We start from the raw sequence: 22223 nt of genomic DNA, 5'->3' as shown, positions 1-22223 counted from the left end.
AACCCCCAACCAAGCACCCGGGCACCCTTTATGTTCTCAACGGGGGGGGGGGTGGGGCCCCCCCCCCCCCCCCCCCCCGCCCCGCCCCGGGCCCCCCCCCCCCCCCCCGCGGGGGGGGCCCCTCGGCCGGGGCGTCCCGGCCGAGCGCCCGGCGTGGACGGTGGTCCGGCTGTCGGGCCGGAGGAGGTCAGACCTTGGGCTGTGCGAAGCGGATCATGTTGCCGGCCGGGTCGCGGAAGGCGCAGTCGCGGACGCCGTAGTGCTGGTCGACCGGCTCCTGGAGGACCTCGAAACCGGCCGACCGGATCCGTTCGAAAGTGGCGTCGACGTCCTCCGTCGAGAAGATCGCGCCGCGCAGCAGGCCCTTGGCGAGGAGGTCCTTGACCGCCTCGCGGTCGGCCTCGGAGGCGTGGGGGTCGGGGAGCGGGGTCTCCAGGACGACCGCCACGTCCGGCTGCGCGGGCGAGCCGAGGGTCACCCAGCGCATCCCCTCGTAGCCGACGTCGTTGCGGACCTCCAGGCCGAGGGCGTCGCGGTAGAAAACGATCGCCTCGTCGGCGTCGTCGACGGTGATGAAGCACTGCGAGAGCTTGATGTCGTCCATGCCGTCGACGCTACGGCGAGGCGCCCGGACTCGCTTCTCCGTTCCTGATCGGTTCGGCGGGGCCGCCGTTCCTCACCGGCCGGGTGAGCACCTTGGCGACGCACGCCGGCATCGCGGCGCCCTCCTCGTGGCTCCGCGCGCGGTACGCGCTCGGCGTCTCGCCGACCAGTTCGGTGAAGCGCGAGCTGAACGAGCCGAGCGACGTGCAGCCGACCTCGAAGCAGACCTCGGTCACGCTCAGGTCTCCCCGCCGCAGCAGCGCCTTCGCCCGCTCGACGCGGCGGGTCATGAGGTAGCTGTACGGCGTCTCGCCGAACGCGGTGCGGAAGCTGCGCGCGAAGTGCCCCGTCGACATCAGGGCGACCCTGGCCAGGGCCGGAACGTCCAGCGGCGACGCGTAGTCGCGGTCCATCGTGTCCCGCGCGCGGCGCAGTCGTTTCAGGTCCTCCAGATCCACGCCCCCAGCATGGCACGGCCCGTCCCGCCCTGGCCGCGACTTTTGCAAGCGGCTGCTTGCAATAGTTAGCAAAGGCTGGCATGGTCGGGGCATGGCATCGCTCAACGTCGGCAATCTCGGCGAGTACCTCCGCGAGCAGCGGCGGACCGCGCAGCTCTCCCTGCGGCAGCTCGCCGACGCCGCCGGGGTGTCGAACCCGTACCTCAGCCAGATCGAGCGCGGGCTGCGCAAGCCCAGCGCCGAGGTCCTGCAGCAGGTCGCGAAGGCGCTGCGGATCTCCGCCGAGACGCTCTACGTACGGGCCGGGATCCTCGACGAGAAGGAGCGGGAGGAGCTGGAGACGCGCGCCGTCATCCTGGCCGATCCCTCGATCAACGAGCGGCAGAAGCAGGTGCTGCTCCAGATCTACGACTCCTTCCGCAAGGAGAACGCCGCCGACGCCGCCGCGGCCGACACGGGCACCGTGCCGCCTTCGAGCTAGTACGCCCCAGTACGTCACATCCGGGAGGACCACCAGCATGGCCATCATCGACGAACTGCGTACCCCCCTCTACTTCGCCGCCGGCACCGCCGACCTCGCCGTGCGGCAGGCCCGGAAGGTTCCCGGCCTGATCGAGCAGATCGCCGCCGAGGCGCCCGCGCGCATCGACGCCGTACGGAAGACCGACCCGAAGGTCGTGCAGGAGAAGGTGACCGCGCAGGCCAAGGAGGCCCAGGCCACCGTGCAGGCGAAGTTCGCCGAGGTCGTCGGCGGCCTCGACACCGACCTCAAGAAGCTCGGCGAGACCGCCCAGGACCTGGCCCTGCGCGGGGTCGGCGTCGCCGCCGAGTACGCGGTCAAGGCGCGCGAGAAGTACGAGGAGGTCGCCGCGCACGGCGAGGAGGCCGTCCGGGCCTGGCGCGGCGAGGTCGCCGAGGAGATCACCGAGATCGCCGTCGTCGTCGAGCCGGAGCCGGCGCCCAAGGCGGAGGAGGCCCCGGCGGCCGAGGCCGAGAAGGAGCCCGCGCGGAAGACCACCGCCCGCAAGACCTCCGCCAAGAAGACGGCCGTCGCCGCCGAGAAGGAGTAGGGCGGGCACTCATGGGGGTACCCGGCACGTTGTACCGGGTACCTTGACCGCGAGGCGCTCTCTCTCCATCCCCACTAGGCGGTGCTCAGCATGTTGCGCGCGGGATTCGATTCCCTTCTCTCCCTGGTGACCTTCCTGGTCTTCACCGGCTTCGCCGTCGCCGCGCTCGTCTTCGCCGCCATGGCGCGCGAGGACGCCTACCGCGCCGCCGACAAGCAGACGAAGAAGTTCTGGCTGATCGTCCTGGGCGTCAACCTCGTCCTGAACCTGCTGCTGCCGATGCTGTTCCTGCAGATCGCGGGGCTGATCGCCGCCATCGTCTTCATGGTGGACGTGCGCCCCGCGCTCGCGCAGGTCTCCGGCGGAGGCCGGGGCGGCCGCCGTGGCGGCGGCTCCAGCAGCGACGGACCGTACGGCCCCTACAACGGCGGCCGGTAGAGCGGTACGACGGACAGGACCCGGGTGGTGCTCACCCCCGGGTCCTGTCCCTTTCCAGGGCCAGGACGGCGACGTCGTCCGTCAGCTCGCCGCCGTTCAGGGACCGGACCTCCGTCACGGCCGCCTCCAGGAGCTCCTCGCCGCGCAGGCCCGAGGCCAGCTGGCGGTTGATCATCTCGACCATCCCGTCCTGGCCGAGCCGCGGGGAGCCGGGGCCCGCCGAGCGGCCCTCGATGAGCCCGTCCGTGTACATGAGCAGGCTCCACGCCCCGCCCAGCTCGACCTGCCGGCGCGGCCAGCGGGCGCGCGGCAGCAGTCCGAGGGCCGGGCCGCCGTCCTCGTACGGGAGGAGGCGCGCGGCCCGCCCCTGCCGGGCGATCAGCGGCGAGGGGTGGCCGGCCAGGCAGAGCCCGGCCCGGCGCCCGTCGGGCGCGATGTCGACGGTGCAGAGGGTCGCGAAGATCTCGTCGCTCTCCCGCTCGTGCTCCAGGACCTGCTGCATCGTCGAGAGCAGCTCGTCCCCGCAGAGGCCCGCGAAGGTCAGGGCCCGCCAGGCGATCCGCAGTTCGACGCCGAGCGCGGCCTCGTCGGGGCCGTGCCCGCAGACGTCGCCGATCATGGCGTGGACGGTGCCGTCGGGGGTGCGGACGGTGTCGTAGAAGTCGCCGCCGAGCAGGGCGCGGGAGCGGCCGGGCCGGTAGTGGGAGGCGAACCGCAGGTCGGAGCCCTCCAGGAGCGGGGTCGGCAGCAGCCCGCGTTCCAGCCGGGCGTTCTCCTGGGCGCGCAGCCGGGACTCGGCGAGTTTCACCTGGACGGCGTCGGCCCGCTTGCGTTCGACGGCGTAGCGGATGGCCCGGCTGAGCAGCCGTCCGTCGAGCTCCTCGCGGAAGAGGTGGTCCTGGGCCCCGACGCGCACCGCCTCGGCCGCCAGCTCGGCGTCGGCGGAGGCCGCGAGCGCGAGGACGGCGTGGCGCGGGGCGAGGCGCAGGATGTGCCGCAGCGGGGCGAGCGGGTCGTCGCCGGCGGCGGCCCGGGGGCCGGGCAGGGAGAGGTCGACGAGGACGCAGTGGACGTCGTCGGTGAGGAGCCGCTCGGCCTCGGTGAGGTTCCGGGCGGTGCGGATGCGGACGCGGGTGCCGGCGGCGTCGGCCGCGTCGAGCAGTTCGGGTACGGCGAGGGCACCCGCCGGGTCGTCCTCGACGACCAGGAGAGTGAGATCGCTGCGATCGGTGCCTGTGACTGTGCCTGTCATGGGAGTGGCGTCCGTTGGAGTGGCGTCGCCGGGTCCCGCAGCGGCAGAGACGTTTCTCTGACGCGGTACGGATACGGGCATCGGTCCGGGTTTCCTTCCCTCCCCCCGAGGGTGCGCAGGGCGCCGGGTGGCGTCCCGCCCGTCCCGGACCATAGCGGTAGGGCGGTGCGCAGCGGAATGGTGATCAGCCTGTGAGAGGACGCGGCGTGCTTGGCATATGCCGCGGAAGGGGAGGTACTTGCCCCCGCACGGTCCCGCACGGGGGCCCGGGCCCATGAGAAACGTCACGCCCCGGACGTGGCCCCCGTCACGCCCACCGGGCCGTGGAGGTGGCTCGTGTCACGTGGGACGGGCGCGCCCGGAGGGTCGGGGCGCGAAGGGCGGACGGGGCGTGAAGGACGGACGGGGCGTGAAGGGCGGGCGGTCACGCGGGGCGGACCACTCCCAGGATCTCCATCGAGCCCGCGCCCGCGAGGGTCACGTTCCGCCCCGGACGCGGCGCGTGCACGATCATCCCGTTCCCCACGTACATCCCGATGTGGCTCGCGTCCTTGAAGTAGACGATCAGGTCGCCGGGCCGCATGTCCTTGATGTCCACGTGCGGCAGGAGCCGCCACTGCTCCTGCGAGGTGCGCGGGATGCCCCGGCCGGCCGCGCCCCAGGAGCGCTGGGTCAGCCCGGAGCAGTCGTACGAGAGCGGCCCCTCGGCGCCCCAGACGTACGGCTTGCCGATCTGGGCCGTCGCGAACTCGACCGCCTTCCTGCCCTCCTCGGTCGTGTCCCCCTTCAGGCCCTTGAGGACGCCGGTGCCGAGCCAGGTCGTCTGGGCCCGGTTCAGGGCCTGCTGCTCCAGGAGCCGCAGCCGTTCGCGCTCCTCGGCGGCGAGTTCGGACTCCAGCTTCTTGGCGGCGGCGATCTTGTCGTTGATCTCCTTCTTCGCCTTCGCCTGCCGGACGCGGTTGGCCTCCAGCCGGGTCCAGTTGGTACCGGCGTCCTTGGCGTAGGTGTCCAACTCGGCCTGGGCGCGGGTCATCTCGCCCAGGAGGTCGTGGGTGGCCTTCGCGCCGTCCTTGAGCCGTCCGGCGGCGTCGAGGAAGAGCTGCGGGTCGTTCGTGAGGACGAGCTGCGCGCCCTCCGGGAGCCCGCCGTTGCGGTACTGGGCGCGGGCGGCGGCGCCGGCCTTGGCCTTGAGGTCCTCGATCTTCTCGCGTCCGTCCACGATCATCCGGGCGAGCCGGACGAGTTCGGCGGACTGCTCCTTCGTCCTCTCCTCGGCGAGGTTGTACGCGTCGGTGGCGACGGCGGCCTTCCGGTACAGGTCGTCGATCTCCGCGCGCACCTCCTCCAGGCTCTTCTTCGGCGGGGGAGGCGGGAGCGGCGAGGCGGCGGCCTGGAGGGTCAGCGCGGGAGAGGCCAGCACGGTCAGGGCGCAGATCACGGTGATCGCGGCGGTGGCGTGGCGGCGTCGGTTCACGAGCTCCCCCTCTGGTGACCCAAATCTGATTTACCGTCAGTAACTTGATGGTGGCCTGGCGATAGTGCCATGCGAAACCGGAAAGCGACAGAGGAAACCGGGGCCTGTCGGGCCCATCCCCCTCACGGGGGACGAGTGGGGTGCGTGTGGCGTTCCCTCCGTACGGGAAATTCGACGGGAGTTGGGGAAAAAGCAGGGAAGCCCCGGGGGGGCGCGCGGACCCTCCTACGGACGCCCCGTCATCCGCGCGGCGCCAGCGCCTCCCAGCGCACCGTCACCTCGCCCTGGCGCCAGCGGCGCGGGCCGTCCGTCAGCGGCCAGTCCGCCGCGAGGTCGCGGACGGAGCGGATCCACCGCTGCCGCGCCCCCAGCGAGGCGTACGGGGCGGCCGCCGCCCACGCCCGGTCGAAGTCACGCAGGAAGGCGTGCACCGGCTCGCCCGGCACGTTCCGGTGGATCAGCGCCTTCGGCAGCCGTTCCGCGAGGTCCGAGGGCCGGTCGAGCGAGCCGAGCCGGGTCGCGAAGGTGACGGTGCGCGGGCCGTCCGCGTCGAGCGCCACCCACACGTGCCGGCGGCCGATCTCGTCGCAGGTCCCTTCCACGAGCAGCCCGCCGGGCGCGAGCCGCCCGCAGAGCCTCGCCCAGACGGCCGCGACCTGGTCCTCGTCGTACTGGCGCAGCACGTTCGCCGCCCGGATCAGGGCGACCCGGCCGGGCACCGGCACCTCGAAGCCGCCGTGCAGGAAGGAGAGGCCCTCCCGCTCGTACGGCTTCGCGGCCTCGACCCTGGCCGGTTCGATCTCGATGCCGTAGAGCCGGGTGCGGGGCTCGGCGGTGCGCAGCCGGGCCAGGAGCTCCACGGCGGTCCAGGGGGCGGCCCCGTACCCGAGGTCCACGGCGAGCGGCGGCTCGGGGAAGCCGCGCAGGGCGGGGCCGTGGACGGCGGCGATCCAGCGGTCCATGCGGCGCAGCCGGTTCGGGTTGGTGGTCCCGCGGGTCGGGGTGCCGACGGGGCGGGTGGTGCGCGGGGCCATGCCATGAGCGTAAGGGGTGCGGGGGAGGGGCGGCCCCGGGCGGTCGCGGCCCGGGCGGAAGGGCCCTGACCCCGGGCGGAAGGGCCCTGGCCCCGGGGGAAGGGCCCGGCCCCGGGGGGTGGTCGGCCGGGAAGGGCCCCCGCCCGGACGGTGGCCCCGGCAACGAATTGGCAAAGCACCCCTTTGCCGGAAATGAAAGGGGCCATTCCGGTGTTGTGGCGGCTGGAGGACGTTCCGCGCCCTCCACCTGCCATGCCCGCCCAGCTCAGCTCAGCCAGCCCCGAGGCCCGTGAGCGGCCCCCGAGCGGAAGGACCGCCGACGTGAGCCAGTACGTGTCCCGGTTCGCCGGCACCCGGCACCGGCACCCGGCGCCGGCCAGGCTCCGGCTCCCCGGCCGGCACCGCACCCCCCGGCGCGTGGCCATGCTCAGCGTCCACACCTCGCCGCTGCACCAGCCCGGCACGGGGGACGCGGGCGGCATGAACGTGTACATCGTCGAGCTGGCCAAGCGGCTCGCGGCCATCGACATCGAGGTGGAGATCTTCACCCGGGCCACCACCGGCGGCCTCCCGCCGGTCGTCGAGCTGACGCCGGGCGTGCTCGTACGGCACGTGGACGCCGGTCCGTACGAAGGACTGGCCAAGGAGGAGCTGCCGGCGCAGCTCTGCGCCTTCACGCACGGCGTGATGCAGGCGTGGGCGGGCCACCGCCCCGGCCACTACGACCTGGTGCACTCCCACTACTGGCTCTCCGGCCACGTCGGCTGGCTGGCCGCCGAGCGCTGGGGCGTCCCGCTCGTGCACGCCATGCACACCATGGCGAAGGTCAAGAACGCCGCGCTCGCCGAGGGCGACACGCCCGAGCCCGCGGCCCGGGTGATCGGCGAGACGCAGATCGTCTCCGCCGCGGACCGGCTGATCGCCAACACCGCGGAGGAGGCCGACGAGCTCGCCCGCTTCTACGAGGCCGACCCCGGCAAGATCGCGGTCGTGCACCCGGGCGTCAACCTCGACCACTTCCGGCCCGCCGACGGGCGCGCCGCGGCCCGCGCCCGGCTCGGACTGCCGCAGGACGCGTTCATCCCCGTCTTCGCCGGCCGGATACAGCCGCTGAAGGCCCCGGACATCCTGCTCAGCGCCGCCGCCCGGCTCCTGGAGCAGGACCCCTCCCTCCGCTCCCGGATGGTCGTCCCGGTGGTCGGCGGCCCGAGCGGCAGCGGCCTGGCCAAGCCGGAGCAGCTGCAGAAGCTGGCGGCCAAGCTGGGGATCTCGGACGTCGTGCGCTTCCACCCGCCGGTGGGGCAGGACCGTCTCGCCGACTGGTTCCGCGCGGCGAGCGTCCTCGTCATGCCCTCGTACAGCGAGTCCTTCGGCCTGGTCGCGATCGAGGCGCAGGCGGCCGGCACCCCGGTCGTCGCGGCGGCGGTCGGCGGTCTGCCCGTGGCCGTACGGGACGACGTGACCGGCTTCCTCGTGCAGGGCCACGACCCGGCGGACTACGCCCGGGCGCTCGGCCGGTTCGTGGCGGACCCGTCGCTGTCGGCGACGATGGGCGCGGCGGCCGCCCGGCACGCCGAGTCCTTCGGCTGGGACACGGCGGCCTCGGGCACGGCGGACGTGTACACGGCCGCCATGCACGACCACCGGCTGCGCGAGAACCGTCGTCGCGTACGCTCGCACCATGGCTGAGGACGTTCGGCGGATCATCGAGGACACGTTCAACGACGCGGAGCTGGACTGGGAGTCCCCGGAGCCCGGCTCGTACGTCGTGAAGCTCCCGGGCACGCGCAAGCTGTTCACCACCCTGTCGCTCCGGGTGGGCCGCCACTCCCTCTCCCTGAACGCCTTCGTCATCCGGCACCCGGACGAGAACGAGGCGGGCGTCCACCGCTGGCTCCTGGAGCGCAACCTCCGGCTGTACGGGGTGGGTTACGCGGTCGACGGCCTCGGCGACGTCTACCTCGCCGGCAAGCTCCCGCTCTCCGCCGTCACGCCGGAGGAGCTGGACCGACTGCTCGGCTCGGTCCTGGAGGCGGCGGACGGCGACTTCAACACGCTCCTGGAGCTGGGCTTCGCGTCGGCGATCCGCCGGGAGTACGAGTGGCGGGTCTCGCGCGGCGAGTCGACCCGCAACCTGGACGCGTTCAAGAACCTGACCCGGAAGTCGTAGCCCCGGGCGGCGCGCGGCCGCCGGGTGACGCGGTCGGATCCGTCCCCGTCCCGGCCCCCGCCTGAGATGCTGGTGAACGGCCACGAGAGTAGCGTGGAAAGGGTGATTGAAGGGCCGTCCGGAAAGTCCCTCGGCGGTTCTGCGGCCAAGAAGCGAGGTGGCCGGGCCGCGGAGCGGCTGGAGGAGTTCCTCGCTGCTCGAAAGCCGGTGGAAGCGGCTTCCCGGGCGCCCGGAGAGGGCACGGACGACGAGGACCCCCGCCGGACCGACGACGACTCCACGTCCTCGGACCCAGCGTCCTCGGACCCAGCGTCCTCGGACCCAGCGTCTTCAGGCTCGACGTCTTCGGACTCGGTGTCCTCGGACTCGACGTCCTCGGACTCGGCGCCCTCGGACGGAACCGGTCCTTCCGAGGGGTCGAACTCCCCTGATTCCCAGGCCGACTGACGGCATCGGCCACCCAGAGAGCGCTCGCCTGGCCGACGCATGGCGTGAAGTGCCTGCGCCGGCGCCCAGGAGGTACAGCGATGCAGAAACCGACCGCTTCCGGCCGGCACGCGCCACAGCGCCCGCAGGGCGGCAAGGCCCTGGTCAGACTGGTGCAAGAGCTCACCCGTGTCGGACTGGACGAGGAAGCAATCGCCGCGATCCGCGTGGCCGCCCCTGACACCGCACCGCACGAGCTGGTGGCCAGGGCCGCGGGGCCGGAGACGGCCCGGACGGCACGGGAGGCGGCGGCGACACGCGAGGAGTACGGCGACCCCGGCGAGTACGGCGCTCCGGTCACGCAGAGCGTCGCCGCCGAGTACCGGGCCGTGGCAGAGCACCTGGCCGAGCCCGCCGCCGTGGCGGGACCGGTGTGGCGCTCGATCGGCCCGTGGACCGTCCCGAACGGGCAGACGTACGGGACGAGCCGCGTCAACGTCTCGGGCCGGATCTCCTCCATCGCCCCCGATCCCGCCGACCCCGCGCACCTGCTCGTCGGGGCCGCCAACGGCGGCGTCTGGGAGAGCGACGACCGCGGCGCCTCCTGGGCACCCCGTACGGACGACGCGGCGACGCTCACCGTGGGAGCCATCGCCTTCGACCCCGCGGCCCCGGGGACCGTGCTCGCCGGGACGGGAGAGGGGAACTGGTGGTGGTGGCTGGGCGCCGGCGTGCTGCAGTCGACCGACGGCGGTACGAAATGGACGCCCCTGTGCACCGATCCGTTCGTCGGGCAGGGCTTCTTCGACCTGACCTTCGACCCCACCCGGGAGAACACCGTGCTCGCGGGCACGAACCGCGGGCTGTACACGTCCACCGACGGAGGGGCCAGCTGGACCCAGCGCAGGTCCGTACGGACCTGGTCGGTCTCGGTCTCCGGCACGGGCGAAGCGCTGGCCGCCTGCAAGGACGGGCTCTTCCGCTCGACCGACGGCGGAGCCGTCTGGAACGCCGTGGCCCTCCCCGGCGCGACCACGCCCTTCCTCCGGTGCGCCGTGGCGACGGCTCCGTCCGACGCCGCCGTCGCCTACGCGTGGGCCGCCTTCTCCAGCGGGCCGCCGAAGCTCTGGCGCAGGGCCGGCGGCACCTGGACCGCGGTGAAACCGCCCGCCGCGGACACCGGCCAGGCCAGTTACGACTGGTTCCTCGCAGTGGCCCCCGACCGTGCGGACCGGGTGTACGTCGGGGCCATCGACGCCTACCGGGGCGAACCCTCCGGGACGACGTGGAGCTGGCGCAACATCTCGACCAAGTCCACCGGCGACTCCATCCACCCCGACCAGCACGCCATCGCCTTCGAGCCCGGCAGTCCCGACGTGCTGTACGTGGGCAACGACGGCGGGCTGTTCCGCAGTCCCGACCGCGGCATCAGCTGGAAGCACCTCAACAACGGCTTGGTCATCAGCGAATTCGAGTACCTGTCACAGGACTTCGGCTCGTCGCGCTGGGTGCTGGGCGGCACGCAGGACAACGGCACCGTCCGCTGGACCGGCTCCCCCGAGTGGACGCACGTGCAGGACGGGGACGGCGGCGACTGCGCGGTCAACCGCGCTCACCCGGACACCGTCTTCCACACGTTCTACGAGATGAGCCCGGAGCGTTCCGACAGCCGGGGCGAGCCGGGCAGCTGGTTCCGCGTGGAGCCGCCGGTGCCGGACGGCGAGGACTCGCTGTTCTATCCGCCGATGGAGACCAGCGCCACCAACGGCAGCACCGTCGCGCTCGGCGGCGGCGCCCTCTACGTCTCGCGCGACGACGCGGCCCACTGGACCCGGCTGAAGTTCCCCACTGCGGGCACGGCCAGCGCCATGTACGTCCCCCACGCCGACCAGGTCCTCGTGGGCACCACGCTGGGCGAGCTGTACCGCACCACCTGGTCGGGCAGCGCGTGGAGCGCGCTCAGCGCACTGGCGACGCCCAGGAGCGGGGCCCAGGTGTCCGACATCCACGTCGACGCCACCGACACCCAGCGAATCTGGGTGACGCACAGCCAGCCCGGTGGCGGTCGCATCTGGCACTCCACCGACGGTGGCGGCAGCTGGACGAACCGCTCCGCCGGACTGCCCCCGCTGCCGCTCAACGCGGTGGAGGTCGACCCGACCGACCACGACCGCGTCTGGGTGGCCGCGGACCTGGGCGTCTACCAGAGCACCGACGGGGGAAGCACCTGGCAGACCTTCTCCGACAGACTGCCCAACGCGTTCATCGGAGACATCGTGCTGCATCCGCACGCCCGGGTGCTGCGCGCGGGGACGCGCAACCGGGGCGTGTGGGAGATTCCCGTCGACGGCTGGCCGACCGAGCCGGTGTGCGGCACCCAGTGGACCGGCACGCTGGCCGGCGGCGCGAAGCAGACCTGGTCCACGGTCGACTGGCCCGCGACCTGGCACGTCCTGTGGACCGTCATGCCGGTCACCCCCAGGCCCGGTGCTCCTCAGCTCCGCTGGACCGTCCAGGTGGAGCGGGCGTCCAACGAGTACGTCACCTATCGGATCGCCGTCGTCAACCTGACCTCGGAGCCGGTCTCCCTGGAAGGCCGTTACGCGATCCTCAGCCGTTACTGAAGGGGAATCGGCCATGTGGACCAATACGCAGTTCACCGGCTCGCTGGGGCCCGGCGCGACCCAGAGCTGGTCCACCGTCGACTGGCCCGCGAGCTGGCACGTCGTCTGGTACGTGGTGCCGACCTCGCCGGCTCAGGGCGCGCCCCAGGTCGACTGGGACGTCGCCGTCGAGCGGGCGTCCGAGGACAAGGCCACGTACTGGATCACCGTCAAGAACCTCACATCGAAGACGGTCACGTTCGAGGGCCGGTACGCGGTCCTCGACAACTGACCCGAGCGGTGCCCGGCGGCGCAGGGAGATGACCGCGATGCGCATCACCATCGAGATCGACGTTCACGACGAACCCGCATCGACGACGACAACGGCGACGACGACGGGCGCGGCCGCGGCCGCGACGCGGGAGAAGCCGACGTACACGGGGAACGCGCGGGACGCCGGACCGGCCCCCGTGGGCCTGGCCGCGAGGAACGGCACGGTGTGGGAGCCGCCCGCCTTCACCGAGGCGCCACCGGACCGTGCCGCCGACGCTCCCGCCTCCGGCTCCCATGCCCGGGGAGGAGCGCCGGCCGTGCTGTCGGCCGGGCGGGCGCCGACCGAGGAGGAGATCGCGCGATGAACACGACGCCCGGGCAGCTCCGAGGACGTGTACGCGCGCGCGGCTGGCTGGAATCCGCCGCCGCGGCCGTCAGCGCCGTCGTGCTCGTACTGACCCTGGTCTGGCACGACTGGATCGAGCGCGTCTTCGGCGTCGAACCCGACCAGGGCAGCGGCTCACTGGAGTGGGCCGTCGTCGCCGTGGCCCTCTGCGCCACCATCGTCTTCTCGTTGCTCGCGCGCAGCGAATGGCGCAGAGCCAGGGTGCCGCGCACCGAGTGACCCGTTCCTGCTCCTCGTCCGCCCGGGAACGGGCGTCGGCGTTCCCGGACGGCGGCGCGGCGGGCGGCCTACGGGACGGGCTGGGAAGCGCGCCCGGCCCCGGCGGTGTCCTCGCCGACCGCTTCGCCGGACACCCCGCCGGAAGCCTCGACGGTCTCCCCACCGGGCTCCTCGGAGAGCGCCTTCCGCAGCCGCGTGGAGTACCCGACCGCCGAGACGACGCCGATCGCGGCGGTCGCGGCCCACAGGACGTCCGGCCCGGGCCCGTCCACGATCGCGCCGGCGCCGATCGGGGCGACGAAGCCGGCGACGGCCCAGGACATGCCCATCACGCCCTGGTAGCGGCCCCGGGCGTGCTCGGGTGCGAGGCGGGCGGTGGCGGCGGCGTTCGTCGGGACGTGGATCATCTCGCCGACCGTCCAGACGACCACGGTCGCGGCGAAGGCGACGGGGGAGCCGGCCAGGGCGGTGGCGCCGGTGCCGAAGGCGAAGAGGAGGGCGGAGAGGCTCAGCAGGAGGACCGGCGAGCGCTTGTCGGTCAGCTTGTTGACGAGCAGTTGGAAGCCGACGATCACGATGCCGTTGACGGCGATGACGACGCCGTACGAGGAGGGGGAGAGGCCCTGGTCCGCCATGGTGAGCGGCAGGCCGATCCACGGGGCGGTGAAGACGAGGCAGACGAGGAGGTTGAGGAGGACGAGCGTGCGGAAGGGCGCGTCGCGCAGCACGGTGACCATGCTGACCTTCTCCTCGGCGACCGGCTCGCCGTGCCGGTCGACGGCGGCCTCGGGGCGGGTCTCGGGGAGCCGCAGGAAGACGATGACGGCGCAGAGGACGGTGGCGACGGCGTCGACGACGAAGAGGGTGCGGTAGCCGAGGAAGGCGGCGGCGCCGCCTCCGATGGAGGCGATGGCGAAGCCGAGGTTGAGGGCCCAGTAGTTGAGGGCGTACGCCCGGCGCACGTCGTGGGCGGGGACCATGTCGGCGATCGTCGCGTTGATGGAGGGGCGGACGGCCTGGACGGCGACGCCCATGAGGAGCACGACGAGGGCGATGCCCCAGGCGCTGGTGACGACGGCGAGCAGCAGGGCGCAGGCGGCGGCCGCGAGGTGCATGGAGACCATGGTGGGGCGGCGGCCCCAGCGGTCGGTGAGCATGCCGCCGAGGGGGGATCCGGCCACGCCGCCGAGACCGTGGAGGGCGACGACGAGACCGGCGAACCAGGCGGAGTGCCCGAGCTCGACGGTCAGGTAGAGGGAGAGGAAGGTGAGGACGAAGGCGCCGGTCCGGTTGACCAGGGTCGACAGCCAGAGCCACCAGAAGCCCTGCGGGAGTCCGGAGACCGTCGCACGGGCTGATCGTCTGAGCGAATCGATGGACATGTGTGGCGGCCCCTTGTGGTGCGTAAGCCCTGCTTCCGGCTCTCGTAACTTACGTATCTCATACGTCGGACGCCAGCGAATTGACGACGCGCGTCAATCCTCAGCGGTCTATTAGGCTCGTACGCATGGCCGACGCACCGTACAAGCTGATCCTCCTCCGCCACGGCGAGAGCGAGTGGAACGAGAAGAACCTGTTCACCGGATGGGTGGACGTGAACCTCACCGCCAAGGGCGAGAAGGAGGCGACGCGCGGCGGCGAGCTGCTCAAGGACGCCGGCCTGCTGCCCGACGTGCTGCACACCTCCCTCCAGAAGCGCGCCATCCGCACCGCGCAGCTCGCCCTCGAGGCCGCCGACCGCCACTGGATCCCGGTCAACCGCTCGTGGCGCCTCAACGAGCGCCACTACGGCGCCCTCCAGGGCAAGGACAAGGCCCAGACGCTCGCCGAGTTCGGCGAGGAGCAGTTCATGCTGTGGCGCCGCTCGTACGACACCCCGCCGCCGGCCCTGTCCGACGACAGCGAGTACTCGCAGGCCCACGACGCCCGCTACCAGACGATCCCGCCGGAGCTGCGCCCGCAGACCGAGTGCCTCAAGGACGTCGTCGAGCGGATGCTCCCCTACTGGTACGACTCGATCGTCCCGGACCTCCTCGCCGGCCGCACGGTCCTGGTCGCCGCCCACGGCAACAGCCTCCGCGCACTGGTGAAGCACCTGGACGGCATCTCGGACGCCGACATCGCGGGCCTCAACATCCCGACGGGCATCCCGCTCTCCTACGAGCTGGACGAGAACTTCAAGCCCCTCAACCCGGGCGGCACCTACCTCGACCCGGAGGCCGCCGCGGCCGCCATCGAGGCCGTCAAGAACCAGGGCAAGAAGTAACCCTTACCCGCGAAAGAGCCCCCTACCTGCGGTTTTTCCGCTGGGAGGGGGCTTCTTCATGGGCTGGGGCCGTGTGTGGGCCGTCAGCCTGTGCGTCGGGCGGCGGGGCCGACGAGGATCCTGACGCGGAACGCGATCAGGAACGCCGCTGGGGCCACGTATTCCCAGGGCATGTCGACCCACAGGGCGATGGCCCCGAGTGCGCCGGCGGTGATGGGTGCGGGGGAGCGTCGAGGGGCTATGTCGATTCGAACGATGGGCGGTACCATCGAGACCTCCTACGTGTTCTCGTCCTGTCCAGGGCTGGGCATGAATGGAGCGAAAGACCGCCCCCTGGCCGGGGCGGTCTTTCCATTCACGGGTGAACTTTATGCATGATCGTGAGGCTCTCGCAAATGCCCAGATGGGAGGGTGCGGGAGGGGGGTCTGTTTCCTCTCGCTCGCCTACTCGGTAGCCCGATCTGATCTGCGGGGATCAAGTGTCAAGCCATCAAGCCATCAAGCCATCAAGCCATCAAGCTCTAAGCTCGCGCTGTAACTTCAACTGACACCTGCATGGCTACCTGCATGGATACCTGCACTGCTTCCTGTATGGATACCTGCACTGCTTCCTGCATGGCTACCTGCGCCGCAACTCCAAACCGTGGCAACCCAAATGTTCTACGCGAATAACATTCGGATTGCGTTGCAATGTTGAGCGTCGAATCTTGATGTAATTTTAAGTTGAGATTACAGGGCTGATTTGTTAGCCGAATTAGCGAGTGAAATATTGCTCTAGATTATTGCGTGATTCGGTTTGGGTAGATGGACGAAATCGCGGTTCGGGTGCGTTCGCGACTGCTCGGCATCAGGTGGGCGTACACCCGCAAGGTCAGCCCTGGGTCCGAGTGGCCCAGGTACTCCGCTAGGGCCTTGATGTTCTCCCCGGCGTCCAGCAGCACCGACGCGTAGAAGTGCCGCAACGCGTGCATCCCGTGCTCACGCGCGGAGGCGTAGCTCTGCTGCCCCTTCTCCCGTTCCGGGATGACGCCGGCCGCGGCGAGCGCGGGCTTCCACTGGTCGGTGTTGAACATGTTCCGCCAGACGTGGTTGCCCAGGGGAGCGGTGAAGATCAGCTGCTTGGTCACGTGCTGCCCCCGCTGGGTCATCCACGGCAGCGTGATGTCGACGGGCGGGAACTTCGCCAGGTGGGCGCGGAGCGCATCGGCGACGGGCTCGGGCAGAGGTACGTCCCGGAGCTTGCCTCCCTTCGGCGGGGCGAACACCGGCTTGCTGCGACTCAGCTTGAGCTGCTGGACGACGTGCACGGTGTTCGTTGCGAAGTCGATCGAGTCGGCGCTCAGACCCAGGATCTCGCCCTGACGGAGTCCGCATCCGGCACCGATGTCGACCATGGCCTGATACCGGTCGGGCAGGGCGGCACGGACTGCGAAGACGCGGTCAGCGGTCCACGGAACCACTCGCTTGGTCTCGACGGCCGGCGCCTTCACCGAACGAGCGGAGCACGGGTTCTTCGGAAGGTGGCCGTCGTCCACGGCCGCGTTCAGCACGGTGCGGACGTTGGAGTAGATGACCCGCGCGTACGACCCGACCACTCCGGCCGCCGTCAGATCCGCGACCCAGTCCCGGATGTGCTCGGGCTTGAAGGATCCGAGCGGCCTGGAGCCTATGTAGGGGAAGGCGTGAAGGCGTAGCTGCGACTCCATCGAGAAGCCCGTGTTCGGGTCGGCCTGATGGTTCCGGAGCCACTTCTCGCCGTACTGCTGGAAGGTGATCCGGCTCGCGCGGGGATCGATGTACTGTCCCCGGGACATGTCCGCCTCGACCTGGGCGAGCCACTGATCGGCGAGACGCTTCTGTCGGTCGGGAAAGCTCTTCGACTTCTCGGTCCCGTCGGGGCCGACGTACCGGGCTCGGTACCGCATGCCGGTGCCGTGACGCTCGCTCTTTACCCGGCGGGGCTTTCCGTCGGGACCGGCTTCCGTCTTGAACCACCGGTCCTGAATGTGTCCGGCCATCAGGCTGCACTCTCCTGATCCATCAGCGAGCCCACCCACGTACGGACGTCCTCCGGGTCGTACCGGAGGTGTACACCGACACGGAAGCCGCGAGGGCCGGTGCGCTTGCGGCGCCACTGGTAGACGGTCTCCAGCGGGACGCCCAGGAGGTCCGCGAGGTCGGTCGGCGTGAGGTATCGCTCGGGCAGAGCACGGGCCATGGTCACCACTCCCCATTGGTGTCGTCGGCGTCGAGTTCGGTTCTGATCTCTCTGGCGTGTTCGCGGTTGTGCTGGATGTCGCGGCGGATGCTGGCGGCGAGCCAGGACTCACCGGGGGTGGCGCCGTGGCCGGCGTAGGCCCAGTGGGCGACGACGAGGAGGGTGGCCTCCGGGTTTTCGTCGGGGTCGGGCAGGCCCAGGGCGGCGCGTTGCTGGGCGGCGCGGTAGTCGGCGCGGACCTGGCGCAGGGCGCCGAGGGTGGTGGAGTAGGCGCGGGATTTGGTGGAGAAGTGGCCGCGGAAGCCGAGCATGTGCGCCCAGGCCCTCAACCGCCGGTCGGGGTAGGCGGCATCCAGGTCCATGCAGGCGGCCATGAGGCGCCGGGGGTGGTCGGGGATGTCGAGGAGGATCAGGGCCTCCTTGTTGCCGACGGGGCGGTCGACGGTGCCGGTGGTCTCGGCGGCTTTGGTGGCGTACTTGGCCACGTAGGCGGCGACGGCCTGCTCGGTCAGGTCCTCGCCCTGGCCGAAGGCGCCGATGGGCTGGACGTCGAGCTGGGTGCCCCAGGTAAGGGTGAGGTCCTGGCCGACGCCGTACGCCGGGGCGGCGGGAACGACGACGCGGACGCGGGCAGCGGCGGCCCGGATGGCGTCGGTGAGCAGGCCGAGGGTGGCCCAGGCCGGGGGCGGGGTGGCCGGTCCGCCGGGGCCGTCGAAGCGGATGACGGCATGGAAGTGGACGGCGCCGCGCTTTTGGTACTCGGCGACCTTGCCGAAGGAGACGCGGGACTGTTCGCGGGCGGCTTTCTGGGTGAGGCCGGCGCGGGCGGCGATCTCCCGGCGCAGGTAGATCGTGAAGTACCGCCACAGCTCGGAGGCGTGGTTGTTCCACAGCACCGCGCCCGCGTAGTCGTACGCGGACGGATCCAGCGGGGTGCCCAGCTCCGGGGCGTCCTCGGCGTGGCGGGTGCCGCAGCGGCAGGGCCGGTTCCCGGGCCGGTTGTGGACCGGGCCGAAGGACGGGGCGGTCAGCGTGGCGAAGACCCGGGGGTGATCGCGGATGGTTTCCGGGGTGCCCTTGTCGGGTGCGCCGGTGAGTCCGGCGCGGATCAGGTGGTAGGTGTCGCCCGCGTAGGTCCAGGCACAGGCCGGGCAGCGGGACGCGCGCCGGTTGCCGCAGGCGACGCGCAGGACGCCGCCGGGTTCGGCGTCGGTGTTGTAGGCGTGGAGCACGGTGCGGGTGGCGGGGTCGAGGGTCTTGGTGGCGCCGGTGAGGCGGATGGGGGCGGTGCAGCCGCCGGTGCGGCGCAGTTGTTCGGTGAGGCGGTCGAAGCCGGGGGACCCGGCCAGCCGGAGCAGGTCGCTCAGGGTGGCCGGGTCCAGGCCCGCCGCGGTGGCGGTGTCGGTCAACGGGTCACTTCCCCGCGCGGACGAGGGTGGCCGGGGTGGTGCGGGTGCCGGTGCCCTGGCAGGCGGGGCAGGCGGCGGCGAGGGTGCGGCGCTGTCCGTCGGGGGTGCGGGTGCCGGTGGTGATGTGGACGACGGGGAAGCCGTCGCAGTGGGAGCAGACGCGCGGGGCCGGGGTGGTCTGGGACATGATGAGTACTCCCTTTCGGGTCCGGTGGATCTGGAATGGGGTGGAAGGCGCCCGGGGCGGCGGTTCTTTGGCGAGAGAGCCGTCCCGGGGGCCGCTCAGTGGGTGTTGCGCCTGCCGTGGCCCTTGGCCGCGTACATCGCCGCGTCGGCGGCCGACAGAGCGTCGGTGAGCGACGGCACGGGCAGCTGGTCGCGGAGGCAGCAGCCGACCGAGGCGGAGACCGGCAGAACGTGCCCGTGGTGGGTGACCGGGGTGTCCAGGGCGGTCCAGAGGTCGAAGAGGTTGACGGCGCCGAGATCGGGGACGATGCCGGCGAACTCGTCCCCGCCGAGCCGGGCGGCGATCCCGTGCCGTCCGCACCAGGCGGTGAGCCGCTGGGCGGTGGCGGTGAGGACGGCGTCGCCGGCGGCGTGGCCGTGGGTGTCGTTGATGGCCTTGAAGTCGTCCAGGTCGACCAGGAGCACGAGCGCGTTCGGGTGCTTGCTCAGGAGGTGTTCGGCGCGGGTGCTCCATCCGGCGCGGGTGTGCAGGCCGGTCAGCGGGTCGCGGCGGGCGGTGGCCAGACGGCGTGCGAGCAGGCCGCCGTGCAGGGCCCACCCGAGGGCCGGTAAGCCCGCGGCGGCGAGGGTCTGGGTGTCCATGGGAGTCACCGGCCCTTCTGCAGGTCGCGGACGAGCAGGCGCAGGACGACGGCGATCAGGGCGACGGAGACGCCGGTGAGGGCGACGGCGAGGAGCATCGAGACCAGGACGGCGCCGACGACCAGGACGACGGCGCCACCGCCGGCGGCGAGGGCGAGCGCGCTGCCTGGGGTGAGCTGGACGGTGGTGCGGGCCGGAGCGGCCGGCGCCGGAGTCGGGACGGGCGCGGTCGGCTCAACGTCGGCGGCCAGAACGGGAGTCGGCTGAACGAGCGGCGTGACGATGCCGGTCGGAAGCGGGTTGACCGGGATGCGCGGTCGGAGCATGACGGTTCTCCCTACTTGGTGATCGGGTCGATGAGCGGGGCGAAGAGGCTGTCGGCGAGGAGGTAGCCGCCGAGGAGGAGGACGGCGACGAGCCACCAGGGCGGGCGGATGAGCTTGATGCCGAGGCCGCCGACGACGATCAGGGCGAGCCAGAGCGGAACGTCCACGAGACGGGCTCCTTCGGATTCAGCGGGGCTGGCAGCGGTGGGTGCGGGCGGCGAGTTCGGCGGCCGGGCGGGTGTGGTAGTCGGCGGAGAAGTCGCAGCGCGGGGCGGTGCACACGGCGGTGTGCTTGGTCCGGCCCCGGCCGTCGCGGTGGGTGCCGACCTGCACCGGGCCGATGCGGATCACGTCGTGGAAGCGGTTCGGGCGCATAGGTGTTGCCTCCTTTCTGGTCAGGCGAGCTGGAGGGCGATGGAGTCGGCGAGGGCGGCAGGCATGCCGTGGCGGGTGCGGAGGGTCTCCGCGTCGATGGGGGCACCGGTCTGGGCCCGGTGGGCGTCCGCGATCTTCTGGGCGTGGGCGAGGAGCGCGGGCGGCACCGGGACGGCAGGCGCCGAGGGGGCGGGCTCCGGCCGTTCTTCCTGCGGGACGGGCTCCAGCAGGGGCTCCTGGGCGGCGGGTTCGGCCGGCGGGAGCTCGGGAGCCGGTTGCGGCGCCGGCTCCGGAGCGCGTTCCACGATCAGCTCGGTCACGGGCTCTTCCGGCGCGGGCAGTTCGGACTCCGGCACGGGGGCGGGTTCGGGTGTGGGGTGGGAGGCGTGGGCGAGGAGGGTGCCGCCGAGGAAGGCCAGGGCGGGCCATCCGGCGACGAGGATGCGCAGCCAGGCCGGGACGTCGGTCATGTCGAGGAGTCCGGCGGTGGCGACGTTGGCGCCGAGCGAGGCGATGAGGGCGATGGCGAACCACAGCCAGGCGTCGCGGTTGGCGGTGTCGGTGCGCATCCGGCGCCAGGCGGCGACCAGCAGCAGGTCGACGGAGACCGGGTAGGCCCACGCCTTCCAGCCGTCCTGACCGGCCGCAGCCGCCAGGTCGTGCAGGTGGGCGAAGGACAGGGCCCCGGCGATGACGGCCTGGACCAGAACGGCGTCGAAGCGGATGGAGCGCGCCATGGTGTTCATCTCCCGTGGGCGGTCATTGGTCGTCGGGCGTGCTGGCGGCGCGGGGGCCGAGGAAGAGCAGAAGCTCCGCTCGTGCGGCGTCATCCGGTGCTGCGCGGTAGGCGGCTCGGGCGAGGCTGAGCGCCGTCGCGAAGTCGTCGGCGTCGATGGCTCGCTGGACCTTGCGGATCGCTACCTGGTTGGCGCGTTGCATGGGGGAGGTGCTCCTTTCCGGTTCGGGCATGCGGGGGTAGGGACCTGGCGTGAGACGGTCACGCCGACCGAGGGGAAGAGAGAGCTAGGCGGTGGCCGGTGCGGGCTTGGCCAGAGGGACCGGATCCGGGTCCCCGACGCTCGCCGGTGCGGCCGGGCGCCAGGCGGCGACGGCGGGCAGGTCCGGGGTGAGGTGCGCGTGCGCGGCGCAGACCTTGGCGGCTTCGGCGGCGGTGAGGGCGGGGGTGCGGATACGGGACCAGCCGCCGGAGGTGTCCCCGGCCACCGCGACGCCGGGCCGGTCCGGCGGGATGGTCAGCACCGTGACCACCGCGTCAGGGGCGATGTCACCGACGCCCATCTCGGCGGTCTGCTTGTCGTTGACCCGGTGCACGGTGCGGCCGGTGAGCTGGGCCCGCAGGGCGGTGGCGCCCTTGCCGAGGTCGGAGCCGAACCGCTGCCCGCAGACCTCCAGGAAGATGCCGGCGGCGCGGGCCATCTGCCCGAGGCGGATGAGCTGGGTGACCATCCGGTCCCGGCGCTCCTCGTCCTTCTTGGTCGCCACGAGGAACAGCTCGGCGACCTCGTCGACCAGGACCACGACCGGCACCGGGCGGACATGCTCCGGGAGGGCCCAGATGTCGGCGACACCGTGGGCGCTGAGCAGGTCGAAGCGGTCTTCCATCTCCCCGACCAGCCCGTCGAGCAGGCCGTCCGCCTCCTCCGGGGTGATGGCCAGGGCGGACAGGCGGGGCGCGTAACCGCGCTGCTCCACGCCGCGCTTGCAGTCGATGCCGACCAGGGCCACCGGCAGCCGGGCCAGCCCGGCGATCAGGTTCCGCTGGTACATCGACTTGCCCGACTGGTTGGCGCCCAGGGTCAGCGCGTGCGGGACCTTGAGGTAGTCGCGGACGAACGCGGTCCCGTCCTCTCGCAGCGCGACCGGCACCGTCATCGGCCCGGAGACCGCCCGGCGGGGCATCCGTACGCGGTGGAGGACGTCGTAGCCGGTCATCCGCAGCTCGACGAAGCCGGGTTTGGTCTCGACGACGGTGATGGAGTGGACGCCCCAGGCGTGCCGCAGCCGCTCGGAGGCCGCCATCACGTCGGCGGGCTCCAGACCGGCCGGGAGACGGAGGGTCACCCGCAGGCCGGTCGAGGTGCCCCGGAACCGACGGACCTTCGGCGGCACCGGCTGGACGTCGGGGCGGCGGCCAACGGTGCGGACCATGAACGCCCGCAGGCGAGACGGCTGCACCGTCAGCCCACACACGTCCATCGTCGACCGGTAGGTCAGCGCGAACCGCGTCGTCGCCACCGGCAGACCCGCCAGCGACCAGAACACCCGGGGTGCGCGGACCTTCGCGTAGCCGAGACCGCCGACGGTTCCGGCGAGCGGGAGGCCGACCTCCCATAAGGTCGCGATGTCCGTCATGG

Annotated in this window: 27 protein-coding genes; 10 read left to right on the top strand and 17 right to left on the bottom strand. The window is 72.1% G+C overall.

Annotation, left to right across the window (positions count from 1 at the left end; genetic code table 11):
- Positions 1-187: 187 nt before the first annotated feature.
- Together ACIGW4_RS03165 and ACIGW4_RS03160 are read right to left on the bottom strand one after the other, a co-directional pair.
- Positions 188-604 carry a VOC family protein gene (locus ACIGW4_RS03165; RefSeq protein ID WP_359592055.1) on the bottom strand — a complete coding sequence of 139 codons (417 nt, stop codon included), beginning with the start codon at positions 602-604 and terminating at the stop codon, positions 188-190.
- A gap of 10 nt (positions 605-614) precedes the next feature.
- Positions 615-1061 carry a helix-turn-helix domain-containing protein gene (locus tag ACIGW4_RS03160; RefSeq protein WP_399578158.1) on the bottom strand — a complete coding sequence of 149 codons (447 nt, stop codon included), beginning with the start codon at positions 1059-1061 and terminating at the stop codon, positions 615-617.
- 91 nt (positions 1062-1152) lie between these two features.
- Here ACIGW4_RS03160 and ACIGW4_RS03155 point away from each other — a divergent pair, with 91 nt between their 5' ends.
- The 3 genes from ACIGW4_RS03155 to ACIGW4_RS03145 all read left to right on the top strand — a co-directional run bounded on the left by ACIGW4_RS03155 (position 1153) and on the right by ACIGW4_RS03145 (position 2569).
- Positions 1153-1542 (top strand): helix-turn-helix domain-containing protein, encoded by a 390-nt coding sequence (locus ACIGW4_RS03155; RefSeq protein ID WP_123454015.1) that lies wholly within the window; start codon positions 1153-1155, stop codon positions 1540-1542.
- A 37-nt stretch (positions 1543-1579) separates the two neighbouring features.
- The gene (locus ACIGW4_RS03150; protein ID WP_399578155.1) at positions 1580-2131 is read left to right on the top strand and encodes a hypothetical protein; all 552 of its coding nucleotides are present in this window, start codon (positions 1580-1582) and stop codon (positions 2129-2131) included.
- A gap of 90 nt (positions 2132-2221) precedes the next feature.
- On the top strand, positions 2222-2569 hold the full coding sequence (locus tag ACIGW4_RS03145; protein WP_123457405.1) for a DUF2516 family protein: 348 nt from the start codon (positions 2222-2224) through the stop codon (positions 2567-2569).
- 31 nt (positions 2570-2600) lie between these two features.
- Here ACIGW4_RS03145 and ACIGW4_RS03140 read toward each other — a convergent pair whose 3' ends face one another.
- The 3 genes from ACIGW4_RS03140 to ACIGW4_RS03130 form a co-directional block, all read right to left on the bottom strand.
- The gene (locus ACIGW4_RS03140; protein ID WP_398713186.1) at positions 2601-3902 is read right to left on the bottom strand and encodes a PP2C family protein-serine/threonine phosphatase; all 1302 of its coding nucleotides are present in this window, start codon (positions 3900-3902) and stop codon (positions 2601-2603) included.
- Positions 3903-4245: 343 nt separating this feature from the next.
- Positions 4246-5295: a C40 family peptidase gene (locus ACIGW4_RS03135; protein ID WP_123454021.1), complete on the bottom strand. Its 1050-nt coding sequence runs from the start codon at positions 5293-5295 to the stop codon at positions 4246-4248.
- 239 nt (positions 5296-5534) lie between these two features.
- Complete coding sequence (locus ACIGW4_RS03130; protein WP_123454022.1) at positions 5535-6329, bottom strand: class I SAM-dependent methyltransferase; 795 nt, start codon at positions 6327-6329, stop codon at positions 5535-5537.
- A 321-nt stretch (positions 6330-6650) separates the two neighbouring features.
- Here ACIGW4_RS03130 and mshA point away from each other — a divergent pair, with 321 nt between their 5' ends.
- The 6 genes from mshA to ACIGW4_RS03100 all read left to right on the top strand — a co-directional run bounded on the left by mshA (position 6651) and on the right by ACIGW4_RS03100 (position 12426).
- The gene (gene mshA / locus ACIGW4_RS03125) at positions 6651-8018 is read left to right on the top strand and encodes a D-inositol-3-phosphate glycosyltransferase (protein WP_123454024.1); all 1368 of its coding nucleotides are present in this window, start codon (positions 6651-6653) and stop codon (positions 8016-8018) included.
- Positions 8011-8499 carry a YbjN domain-containing protein gene (locus tag ACIGW4_RS03120; RefSeq protein WP_359592056.1) on the top strand — a complete coding sequence of 163 codons (489 nt, stop codon included), beginning with the start codon at positions 8011-8013 and terminating at the stop codon, positions 8497-8499. The genes mshA and ACIGW4_RS03120 overlap by 8 nt, the downstream gene beginning before the upstream one ends.
- A 527-nt stretch (positions 8500-9026) precedes the next feature.
- Positions 9027-11549, top strand: a complete 2523-nt coding sequence (locus tag ACIGW4_RS03115; protein ID WP_399578150.1) for a hypothetical protein — start codon at positions 9027-9029, stop codon at positions 11547-11549.
- Positions 11550-11562: 13 nt separating this feature from the next.
- Positions 11563-11820, top strand: coding sequence for a hypothetical protein (locus ACIGW4_RS03110; protein ID WP_123454032.1), 258 nt, complete (start codon positions 11563-11565; stop codon positions 11818-11820).
- Positions 11821-11857: 37 nt separating this feature from the next.
- Positions 11858-12166: a hypothetical protein gene (locus ACIGW4_RS03105; RefSeq protein WP_399578149.1), complete on the top strand. Its 309-nt coding sequence runs from the start codon at positions 11858-11860 to the stop codon at positions 12164-12166.
- Positions 12163-12426, top strand: a complete 264-nt coding sequence (locus ACIGW4_RS03100) for an ABC transporter permease (protein ID WP_123454036.1) — start codon at positions 12163-12165, stop codon at positions 12424-12426. Before ACIGW4_RS03105 ends, ACIGW4_RS03100 begins: the two co-directional genes overlap by 4 nt.
- Positions 12427-12494: 68 nt before the next feature.
- Here ACIGW4_RS03100 and ACIGW4_RS03095 read toward each other — a convergent pair whose 3' ends face one another.
- The gene (locus ACIGW4_RS03095; protein WP_399578146.1) at positions 12495-13808 is read right to left on the bottom strand and encodes an MDR family MFS transporter; all 1314 of its coding nucleotides are present in this window, start codon (positions 13806-13808) and stop codon (positions 12495-12497) included.
- A gap of 125 nt (positions 13809-13933) precedes the next feature.
- On the opposite strand from ACIGW4_RS03095, the gene ACIGW4_RS03090 reads away from it, so the two are divergent.
- Positions 13934-14692, top strand: a complete 759-nt coding sequence (locus ACIGW4_RS03090) for a phosphoglyceromutase (RefSeq protein ID WP_123454038.1) — start codon at positions 13934-13936, stop codon at positions 14690-14692.
- A gap of 779 nt (positions 14693-15471) precedes the next feature.
- Here ACIGW4_RS03090 and ACIGW4_RS03085 read toward each other — a convergent pair.
- From ACIGW4_RS03085 to ACIGW4_RS03035, 11 genes are all read right to left on the bottom strand, one after another.
- Entirely contained in the window at positions 15472-16710 is a 1239-nt protein-coding gene (locus ACIGW4_RS03085; protein WP_399578143.1) for a tyrosine-type recombinase/integrase, read from the bottom strand.
- Positions 16710-16910, bottom strand: coding sequence for a helix-turn-helix domain-containing protein (locus ACIGW4_RS03080; RefSeq protein WP_150230041.1), 201 nt, complete (start codon positions 16908-16910; stop codon positions 16710-16712). The genes ACIGW4_RS03085 and ACIGW4_RS03080 overlap by 1 nt, the downstream gene beginning before the upstream one ends.
- Before the next feature lie 2 nt (positions 16911-16912).
- A complete protein-coding gene (repSA, locus tag ACIGW4_RS03075; protein WP_399578140.1) occupies positions 16913-18319 on the bottom strand; it encodes a replication initiator protein RepSA in 1407 nt (468 codons plus the stop codon).
- A gap of 4 nt (positions 18320-18323) precedes the next feature.
- Entirely contained in the window at positions 18324-18506 is a 183-nt protein-coding gene (locus tag ACIGW4_RS03070; protein ID WP_399578137.1) for a hypothetical protein, read from the bottom strand.
- Positions 18507-18601: 95 nt separating this feature from the next.
- Positions 18602-19147 (bottom strand): GGDEF domain-containing protein, encoded by a 546-nt coding sequence (locus tag ACIGW4_RS03065; protein ID WP_399578134.1) that lies wholly within the window; start codon positions 19145-19147, stop codon positions 18602-18604.
- A 5-nt stretch (positions 19148-19152) separates the two neighbouring features.
- Positions 19153-19473 (bottom strand): SpdD-like protein, encoded by a 321-nt coding sequence (locus ACIGW4_RS03060; protein WP_399578131.1) that lies wholly within the window; start codon positions 19471-19473, stop codon positions 19153-19155.
- Positions 19474-19484: 11 nt separating this feature from the next.
- A complete protein-coding gene (locus ACIGW4_RS03055; RefSeq protein ID WP_107103710.1) occupies positions 19485-19640 on the bottom strand; it encodes a hypothetical protein in 156 nt (51 codons plus the stop codon).
- 19 nt (positions 19641-19659) lie between these two features.
- Complete coding sequence (locus ACIGW4_RS03050; RefSeq protein WP_399578129.1) at positions 19660-19848, bottom strand: mobile element transfer protein; 189 nt, start codon at positions 19846-19848, stop codon at positions 19660-19662.
- Positions 19849-19868: 20 nt separating this feature from the next.
- Positions 19869-20585, bottom strand: coding sequence for a DUF2637 domain-containing protein (locus ACIGW4_RS03045; RefSeq protein ID WP_399578126.1), 717 nt, complete (start codon positions 20583-20585; stop codon positions 19869-19871).
- 22 nt (positions 20586-20607) lie between these two features.
- Complete coding sequence (locus ACIGW4_RS03040) at positions 20608-20787, bottom strand: hypothetical protein (protein WP_399578124.1); 180 nt, start codon at positions 20785-20787, stop codon at positions 20608-20610.
- 84 nt (positions 20788-20871) lie between these two features.
- The gene (locus ACIGW4_RS03035; RefSeq protein WP_399578121.1) at positions 20872-22221 is read right to left on the bottom strand and encodes an FtsK/SpoIIIE domain-containing protein; all 1350 of its coding nucleotides are present in this window, start codon (positions 22219-22221) and stop codon (positions 20872-20874) included.
- Positions 22222-22223: the final 2 nt, after the last annotated feature.

Source organism: Streptomyces sp. NPDC053513 (assembly GCF_044544765.1).
Taxonomy (GTDB): Bacteria; Actinomycetota; Actinomycetes; order Streptomycetales; family Streptomycetaceae; genus Streptomyces; species Streptomyces litmocidini.
This window is presented reverse-complemented; position numbering and strand designations above follow the sequence as displayed.